Origin of the sequence: Vibrio splendidus 12E03 (genome assembly GCF_000272105.2) — a bacterium.
Lineage (GTDB): Bacteria > Pseudomonadota > Gammaproteobacteria > Enterobacterales > Vibrionaceae > Vibrio > Vibrio splendidus_I.
On the sequence record NZ_AJZD02000027.1, the window covers coordinates 1 to 9618 of the forward strand.

Genomic DNA, 9618 nt, shown 5'->3' on the forward strand with positions numbered 1-9618 from the left:
CGCTACACCACGGCCGCTATGAGCGCAGACTGCACCGTTAGTGCTAGCTTTATCTCCAATGTCGCTAATGCCATTCGTTATCGTGACCATCGCCTTGCCAGTGAGGTTGAATTGATCAACCACGCAAGAGAAGCGCTCTCTACGGCCGAAGATTCTCGTACGGCGTTAGTTGATAGTCTTTATCAGGGCATTACAGAAATCAGTTGGCACCCAAGCCATGATTCCATCACCTTCACCAGTTTTCTGCCGGAACGAACTCATACTTTATTACCAGCCAATACAGATGGCAATGGTAACAGCATTAAAGCTAATCGCGGCTTGGTAATGGTCTCAGAAGATGGTGAGTACCGCAGCGCAGCAATGGCAGCAAGCCTATTTTCAGTCAATACCTCAGCTGAAACTGATGCGCTACTCAAAAACCTTCTCGGCTGGCTCACCAATGGGGCTGACCAAAACGATGGTTTCAGCATAGTCACCGCACAAATACCAAGCCGTGCTGATAGCTGGTATTTCCCTCATAACGAAGATATTCGTACTTGGCTAACGAGTAACTACATCGATAGCCATAGTATTAACGAAGCTAACCTCTGTGATTATGATGAGTTATCAACTTGTATAGATAACCTCAAACCCGACCTGATTATTTTGTCAGATATTGACCGAAAATCACGTGGGTATGAGGGCATCGCCGTGGCTATAGCCAAAGCCAAGGCTAAGGGGATCCCAATTTTACTGTCCAACTACCAGCGTAACGCAAGCCCTTTGTTGAGTACGCTATATCAAGAAATGGGCTTGACGACCTATGGCAATTATTGGTCAAAACTCAACGCTGACCATCTGGCTGTGAGTGAAATCCGCGCCAGAGACTATAACCTTGTAGCGGTTGATCGCTTACTGGAAAACCTCAGTGTAGGTAACTTCGACACAATGCTATTGGACAACTGTAATGGTAACTTCCTTTCCTGTAATGAAGCAGACTTTGTAGAGACTTTCAAAGCAGGGGCTGACTGGTTGAGAGGTGCTGTCATCGAACTTGATGCTATAGGACAGGATGCATTATCACTGAGCCGTGCTGACATTTTGCAGGCTTCTATTTTGCTAGCTGATAAATACCGAGCGACCATTGACTATCCCATAGCCTGGGAAGAAATGCAAAGTTGGCAGCAAGCAATGTTCGCTGATTGGCTAGTGAATTATGCTCGAAATGACAACTCAGCTCAGCCTGATTTAGGTGAGTATGTGATGGACAGGAGTAATCTCACGAAAGGCAGTAACGCTCACTACGCCTATCCCTCTACTGTATCTGAGCGTCAGACCTTGTCAGTGCTCTACCCCAACCAATGGACCACTACTGGTTGGTATGTCTTGCCAGGTCAAACAGTAACCTTAAATCGACTGGATACCAGTGATACACAAGTGGAAATTAAACTCAACTACCATAGACGCAATACCAACCGCGCCTTTGAACAAAAGGTGTATCTGGCACCATTAGAGCTGGCGACCCAACGCCTGAGTCTGAAAACCGGCGAAAGCATCAGTTTTTCTAGCCCTTATGGCGGCCCTTTGTATTTGTATTTAGGTGGCAGTGCTGAAGCCCTCCTGAGTACAGAAATCAGTGCTAGCGGCGTAACCCCCCACCCAACTATCATGAATTTCAGCGATGACAATCAAATCATGGCCTTTAATGAACGTTTGAAGCAGACTGAGTTGCCCCATGTGGATCTGCGTAGCAATGGCGCAGAACAACATATGCGCCGCGACCGTTTTACCAATGCTATTGGCGGCGCTGTAACAGATGTGAATGCGTTGCTGAAAAGAATCTCAGAAGACCACATCAATGCGGTGTACACCCTTGCAGGCTTTAAGGTTCATGGTAAAACCTTAGCTGAATCTCTGCCATCCGATGTAAAAGCTGCTTGTGTAAACATACTAGGCAACGAGTGCCTAGATGAAACTCTGCATACCCGTAAAATTATCCAACACGCTAACTATGACCAAAATGCCCAGTGTGGCTCTGGTTGCAGCGGTAATCCCTGGGATGCGTCCTGGAATATCAATCCAACTGGTTGGGGGGATAATCACGAGCTTGGTCATAATTTGCAAACTAACCGCCTCAATGTGCAATACACCACTGCAAGTGACACAAACAACTGGTCAGGTTACAGCAGCCGTGCAGGGGAAAACTCCAACAATATTTTCCCTTACGTAGTCAAATGGCAAGCTCACTACGTACGTGATGGTAATATGACCCCTATAACCGATAGTCACATGAATCATAAAGATTTGTTTTATGTATTTATGTCTGACGCTGCTGAAGTAAAAGACAGCGATGGCAATCGGGTAGTGCTCGGTGCCAACTGCAAAACTCTAGATGCGGGCAGCAACCGTTATGAAGCCCCTTGGAAAAGTAATAACTATGCGGTGCACAACGGCTACCGGATGGCATTTTACATTCAAATGGCGTTACGTAGTCACGGTATGCAGATGGCCGATGGTACGCGTTTAGCGAATGGTTTCAACATCTTCACTTTGCTGTACCAGCATCAGCGTATCTTTGATGCATTAAGTAGTAATCAAGCTGATTGGGATACCAATAAAGCTCGCCTTGGTTTTGACCTGTTCCCCTTCGAAGGCCACAACATGTATGCGGGCAAGAAGGTACGGGACATCCCAGGCAACGACTTTATGTTAGTTTCTTTGAGCAAACTCACGGGGGTTAACTGGCAGAGCCACTTCGATATGTTAGGGCTACGCTATTCAAGTCTTGCTGCCACTCAGGCGCAAAATAATGCGACCAAGGGCAACCTCCCGATGGGTATGTACGTGCTGGAGACCGAATTGCCACCGGGCAACATGAGCGAAGGTCTAGATTTCTTGTCGTTATCACTCTCCAATGCGAGCACCTTATGGCGTGATGGAAGCTCACCGACGAGCTGCAATTTATAAAACAAGAAAATGGGTCCTATTACAAGTGTTGATTGATTGGTGATAGGACTTTAATTTAGCGGCAATCATAGCCCCCCAATTACGGCGCCCATGCATTAACTAATTTTTTGTTATCTGTTATGAACTTCATTAAGCGTAACCGCTTCAAATACAACAACCTATAGTTAGCTTCTCTGATATGCCATTCATCGGACATGACACGGAAAACAACGGGCGGGTAAACATTCTGGATTATGACTCCCCTAGAGAGTCATTCAAGAGGGGAAGTACTGCAAAGAAGAAATGGTCATTCGGGGAGATTCGCACTCCAGTGTCCCAAAATTCATTTTATGCACCTGTCTAATGAATGCAAGAGTGAATATAAGCATTACCCAAAGAGCTCAGAACACCTGTACTTTAAAGAGCTGCTGGCTACAGACTTAGCCAAAGATCTGAAAGAGTACCAAAGTGCAAAAGTGGAGATTGAGTGTCCTGTTGACTCAATCAAAAGGATCATTGATGTGGCTTTCATCTTCCCCAATGGTTGGGTTGTGGCCCACGAAGTCCAGCTAAGTGCAATCACGCCTGAAGAGCTAGAGGAAAGAACGAATGACTATCGACGTGCAGGAATCGATGTTTCTTGGTGGCTTGGCAAAAAAGCAGATACCAGCAAGAATCGGCAGTGGTGCTACGAGAACCTTGGCGAATGCCACTCCATTGATTACGAGAAATTGGTTCAGCATACGCCCGAAAGATAAAATGGTTAGATACGGCTCTAGGGAGCCCCTGCCGTACAGCTCACTTTGGTGGAGTACCTCGTCGGACTGGTCAGGTGAACTATCATCCCCGATCATTCCGGCAAATAAAGAAAGGGCACCCAATCAAGCAATGCTTCCACATACGCTTACTCATAGGCTACTTTTTATGCAGCACCTAAATGCAGCATAGAGGGTGAGGTGTTGCGTTTCATGTGGCGGAGGGGCTTTTAATACACTCCTTTGCTGGGCAATAGATACGCCCCTACCCAAATCTAGGCTCTTAAAGGGAATAGGATCACCGACCCATCAATCTCAGGCGGCAGCTCTTCTGGGAGCATGGGAGGGTGTTGGGGTTCTGATCAAAACAGGAAAAGGGAAAACAGCAGCATATAAGATCGTTGATGGTTATCGATACGGCAGTTGGCCAACAGCTACGAATGAACAAAGAAAACACTGTTATCAAAGAGTATTAAGGTACTTTCCTTCCGGTATCAACCTATCAGTCATCAAGCGACGAGCTTCAAACCTAAAGAATATGAGCACTAGTTTGGGGGGTACTCTTTAAATACAAATAGTTAAACCGTTGGTGTACAATATTCCCCTAACCTTCTTGTGGCCACCCATACGGAGAATGAGCTTTTCGGGGAAATGTGCACAATCCCCCTTTTTCGAATAGCTGAAGCTGCTTTGAATAATCCCAACGGTCAGGTTAAAGAAGTGTTATACCCTGTGGCAGGAGAAGATACGCTAAAGAATACAAGTCATCTTGACTCGCCTATCAAAAACAAGTTCATAAGATACTCCGGTCATCCTCCAATACAAAGACAAAGAGGCGTTGCTTAAGATTGTGACCATATCTACCAAGTCATTACCTAAGCAAGCAGTTCAGCAAGGTACGTGACAAAGTTGGTGTCAAATCGCACTTACCAAGTAACCAAAGACCGACGTACCATAAGATTCGTTCCTTAGCGGCGCGAATTATTGAAGAGAAAGGCTTAAGTGCCACAAAGAGGATGGCCCATAGCAATTCAAAAACCACGGAAATCTATACAAAACCTGACCAAGCAGTATGGAATGAGTGTGAGCCAATTTCTGTTAAGGAATACCCGAACGATAACTAAATTGATGTGGGGAGCCTTTTGACTAGTTTCAAATACCCAAAGCTAAAATCAAGAAGGAGAAATCCAGCATGACTTGGCTGGGAATGAAACCCCGCAGCTGTCAGCACCGGGGTTTCAACAGACTGATTATTTTCGTCCTCTAGACGCCCGTTTCTGTGCCATTGCACCATCTTTTGCCAATATTCCACGACCGTATCTCATCACCATAGCCGGTGTTGACCAACGTCCAGCTTGCTGCACTTGCAAGATGGTGTATCCATCGGTCAATAAATCCTGACACGCGCCAACTCTTGCACTGTGGCCTGTAAAAGTGGCGATACCAACCTTACCCAAATTTAGGGCTTCCCATGCTTTATTGAAAATCTGCTCGATAGTCCATGACGTCATTTTTTTATGTTTTTTGCCGCTTTCAGGGTGATCTGGGTCGATTAGCTTTGGTCTATATGGCGTGTTGTGTCGGCTCACACCGACGAACAAGAAGGCTTGTTCATCAGTGTCATCAAGCCCTGCTAATTCTACATATTCATGAATAATATCAACAGCTTCCGGACTAAACACCACTGTATCTGGTTCGCCACTATGATTAGATTTAGTGATAGGGATAGTCAGCAATGCCGTTCCGTCACCTGGGTACTCTAAGTGGCCAAAACGGATATTTGCGATTTCAGATGCCCGAAGTAGGGTTTCATAAGCAACTGTCAGCAAAGCCAAATCACGACGATACCGTAGGCTAGGGGAATGACGCCACAATTCGGTTATTCTATCTAAGTGTTTCTCTCGAAACGCTGAAGCCTGTACAATTCGTTCACCCGCCTCCACTTTTCTTCGAAAGATACCGGCCATCTTGTCACGCACGATTTCATCAAGAAATGGATCCGGACAACCCGAGATACGATGAATTTTTGAAATGGCCCACGCATAAGATCGATTTGAGTTACGGTGTAAGTCGTCGACCTTATCTTCAAAGAATAATTCGATGGTTTCTGCGGCTGCTGGCAATGGGTGATGTTCATGCTCGTGACACCACTTCTCAAATCGTGACCAGTTGCTATAAAGCTGAGAAAGTGAGTTCTTAGCATAACGCTCTTCACGTTTATTGAACTCTCGCAAAAGATGGTGAATAGCATCTTGAATTTTTTGGTACTGTTCGTTCGATGTACCGTGCTTTCGTGCGAGCATGATCGCTTGGTGAACATGTTCTGGCCTTAAACGGGAAAAGTCCGTATGAAGTGAGATTTCAGTGCCGACCATATCATTTCCAACTTATGCTTTCGTAGTTCGTTACAGTCTAACCAATTCCCTGTATTTTTCTAGATCACATATAATTGTAATTATCTGAGATCTAGAAAATTGAGATATTTGAGCTTTCAATCTCATAAACCAATCACCGCTGCATAGTCATTAGTTAAAAGCATTACAGTGTCACTTAATTGGACAGAGTAGGGCAGAGTAATGTCGTAGTCGGGTCCCGAACTAAGTGACACTGTGACTCAGAAATCAGGAGAGATCATCAGGTTCGAAACTCAGGCTCAGGGCGATGTTCAACTGATCAAGGAGCTACGCGAAAGTCGTAACAAATTCATTAATGGCCTAGCAGAAGTTGAAGCGGAATACATTACAAAAAAATCTGAAAACGCACGCCCATCCAGTGAATTAGAGCAAGCAACGATAAGGTTTGGTACTGCGTCAGAACGACTAAATACCTCCAACCTTCACTTGTCGCTAGATAAGTAATATCTCCAGCTCATTTTTAATTCAGTGCTGTCGCATTGAAGTCTTGCTCAAGTAAGTTCGGGGGAAGAGGAAGCTTATGCTTACTGTCTGTCGTACATTTAAACTTACGGGGAGGCTTTCGCGACTAAGCTCTAGCGCTTTATGCTCGCAGCAATGGTTTTTACATCGTGCTTATTCCCATTCTCTTCAAGTTCTTTCGTCTTTTTTATTAGCAAAGACTTCTCGAACCTTGCTATTAAGCTGCTTGCGGTGCTCGTTGCGTTGAGTGACTTTATGGCGATGATTAACCCAGTAATAAAACCCACTTCGAGAAACCCCAAACACTTTAGCCATACGGACAATCCTATATTGCATCAGGTGTTCGAGCATAAACTCATAACAATCACTCAATAAGCGTTTATTGTTGATGGGCATTTATAAATTATTAATTCACGATTTGCTCTTAGCTTTTGTTCATATTTAATTAAAGATAAGCTAAAACACAATAACGAATAAGAAAGTAAATTATGTTTGGCAATATTATACGTACGTTTCGTGTTAACAATGGTTTGTCCCAAACTAATTTTGTTGATTTAGTTCAAAGAAGTAGCTCTAACTTTAATAACCTGGACGTTGTGACACTAAGCCGTTGGGAAAGGGGAGTAACAACTCCACACTTAAAACGTCAAAGCGAGTTACTAGGTTTTATTGGAGTCAACATATTTGATGTTTGGGAATCGGACGACTCACAGACAATTCTCACAGGGTTAACGAATAAATTTAATAACAACGGTTATATTGACATGAGCATGCACGTCCAAACGGAAGTTATGACGATAAACTCAAATAATTCCTTTCTTCTAGGAAAAATAACCCAATTAATTGATGTCATATTTGAATATGAAGATAACGTTATTTTTAGTAATTTAGAACATTTAGGTCTGAGTAGAAAGGCAATTATTGGAAAAATAATAAATCAATATTCTGGGGAGCTAACACTTGTTACGGTTAATGGGCAATTAATTGGACACTTATTAAGTGCCAACTATAAACTTGCTGCAGATTTTTGGGAGCAAGTCTTAGTATCTAAAGAAGATAGAGCACATTTAGTGGTTACTTTTAACTGTACTCATTATTCGTCATTTACAGACACAATGGCTAGAGAGGCGTACAAATATCTACAAAGCCCAAATCCAGATAAAGATCTTTACATACTACTGAAAAATAAAAGGATCTTTGACCTGTTATTTTCGTTGGGCTGTGAGTATCGAAGTGTAAAAAGTAACGATAATTCAATGAAGGTCATGAGCTTGGATTCAAAGAAAATTAAATCACAACGCTCTTGGATAAGTATTATTGCAAAAAACTATAAAGGTGAAGAGAATGAATAACACAGTATTGATTGTTGACGATGTTGAGCTATCAAGAGAAGTCATTAAAAATGCGGTCTCTTTATCTAATATAAAAACATCCGTACAGTTTGCAGAAAATGCGTTTGATGCAATGAGCAAAATGCAAAACGCATCATTTGATTTGGTTATCATGGACATTATGATGCCCAATGGTGATGGATTTGAACTTTTGAGTATGATGTCGCAACAAAATGTTGAGTCTAAAATAATCATTACTTCAGGTTTGGATAAATCCATTGTAAGCTCGGTGAGTATGCTTGGAAAACTCTATGAGCTAAATGTTGTCGCTTCATTAGAAAAGCCTATTTGGGCTAACCAAATAAGCGAGTTGGTTAATAAAACACTTAAAGTTGAAACCATAACTAAAGGCGAGTATAGCTCTAGTCATCGTGCGACAATCATTGATGACGATTTCCCCATAAACCTGGTTTATCAGCCACAAGTTGTTTCGAATATAAATGCTATTTCGGGGTTTGAAGTGTTGTCACGATGGTCTGATGAAAATGGGACCTTACTTCCACCGAGCTATTTTTTGCCAGTCATTGAAGAGCTAGGAAAGCAGAAGGTTTTTACCAATATAGTGATAAAAAAATTCATCCGGGACTATCACCTACACTTCAGTGAACTGGATAAATCGTTGAGGTTCTCGATTAATATCGATCCTAATTTGTTGATTGACGAATTTTTTGTTGATAACCTATTTGATATCTATCAGCAGGGTATTGATCACACTATCGTTATAGAGCTCACTGAAAAGGGTCTTTCAGGCAATATTGAAAAAGAATTGTTGGCAAATATTTTACGACTTAGGTTGAAAGGTTTTGAGATCTCTATAGATGACTTTGGGATGGAAGCATCGAATCTTGAACGTACTGTCAAATTGCCTATTAGCGAGATAAAGATAGATAAAACCATTACATGGGGGCTTTGTCACAACATTGATTACATGCAGAAGATCGACGAAGTTAAGAAGCTCGTTTCGGTAAAAAACGCGCGTATTATCTATGAGGGGGTTGAACACAAAGACACCTGTGTGTTTCTGGAGTCTCTAGGTGGCTTTAATCAGCAAGGTTTTCTTCATGGGGCTCCATTACTACCAGAAATCGTAGTTGAGGTGTTAAACAGCCAAAGGAGTTTAGTGCATGGAGCGTGCGATTTCCTAAAATAATTTGATACCCTTTGTACTGGTCTAATAGAGCAGGACACTTTCTTGAGAGACAATCAATGTTGGGGTTCTACGCCGGAACCCAGATTTTTCCAATTGTTAGATTACTCTCGATTGAGTAACTTTATCCCCTCCGCTCGTAGCTGCCTGTCAGGAGTAAAGATGACGGTATAACGTTTGTCGCGTTATACCTAATCCTTTACATAAGGTACTAACTTTTGTGTCTGGTTGCCCCATAGATGCCATTCGCAATTTTGGGGTCATTTTGTAAGGGTGTCCACCTTTCCTCCCACGCGCTCTTGCTGAAGCTAATCCAGCAATTGTTCGCTCAGTAATCAATTCACGTTCAAACTCAGCCAATGCAGCAAAGATTCCAAAAACAAGCTTACCGGCTGCTGTCGTGGTATCAATGGTCACACCGTGACCAGTCAATACCTTCAAACCAATCCCACACCCAGTCAGATCATGCACCGTATTGTAAGCGCGTCATAAACCCCCGCATTCTAATCACTCATCACGAACAA

General features: G+C 43.0%; 7 protein-coding genes and 1 pseudogene. 5 read left to right on the plus strand and 3 right to left on the minus strand.

Annotation, left to right across the window (positions count from 1 at the left end; genetic code table 11):
* Together A142_RS03145 and A142_RS03150 are read left to right on the plus strand one after the other, a co-directional pair.
* Positions 1–2946 (plus strand): ImpA family metalloprotease (locus A142_RS03145; protein ID WP_019826714.1); only part of this gene is annotated, 2946 nt, incomplete at its 5' end.
* A 329-nt stretch (positions 2947–3275) separates the two neighbouring features.
* Positions 3276–3683, plus strand: a complete 408-nt coding sequence (locus A142_RS03150) for a competence protein CoiA family protein (RefSeq protein ID WP_019826716.1) — start codon at positions 3276–3278, stop codon at positions 3681–3683.
* 1247 nt (positions 3684–4930) lie between these two features.
* On the opposite strand, the gene A142_RS03160 is transcribed toward A142_RS03150, so the two are convergent.
* On the minus strand, positions 4931–6055 hold the full coding sequence (locus A142_RS03160; RefSeq protein WP_019826720.1) for a tyrosine-type recombinase/integrase: 1125 nt from the start codon (positions 6053–6055) through the stop codon (positions 4931–4933).
* Between the two features lie 234 nt (positions 6056–6289).
* Between A142_RS03160 and A142_RS24155 the strand changes: the two genes are divergently transcribed.
* Positions 6290–6538, plus strand: a complete 249-nt coding sequence (locus A142_RS24155) for a hypothetical protein (protein WP_019826722.1) — start codon at positions 6290–6292, stop codon at positions 6536–6538.
* 13 nt (positions 6539–6551) lie between these two features.
* On the opposite strand, the pseudogene A142_RS25365 reads toward A142_RS24155, so the two are convergent.
* Positions 6552–6922: pseudogene (locus A142_RS25365) on the minus strand (IS3 family transposase); the annotation flags it as partial.
* A 122-nt stretch (positions 6923–7044) separates the two neighbouring features.
* Between A142_RS25365 and A142_RS03170 the strand changes: the two are divergent.
* Positions 7045–7908: a helix-turn-helix domain-containing protein gene (locus tag A142_RS03170; RefSeq protein WP_019826726.1), complete on the plus strand. Its 864-nt coding sequence runs from the start codon at positions 7045–7047 to the stop codon at positions 7906–7908.
* Complete coding sequence (locus A142_RS03175) at positions 7901–9097, plus strand: EAL domain-containing response regulator (protein WP_019826728.1); 1197 nt, start codon at positions 7901–7903, stop codon at positions 9095–9097. The genes A142_RS03170 and A142_RS03175 overlap by 8 nt, the downstream gene beginning before the upstream one ends.
* Before the next feature lie 147 nt (positions 9098–9244).
* Here A142_RS03175 and A142_RS03180 read toward each other — a convergent pair whose 3' ends face one another.
* Positions 9245–9565, minus strand: a complete 321-nt coding sequence (locus A142_RS03180) for a recombinase family protein (protein ID WP_019826730.1) — start codon at positions 9563–9565, stop codon at positions 9245–9247.
* Positions 9566–9618: the final 53 nt, after the last annotated feature.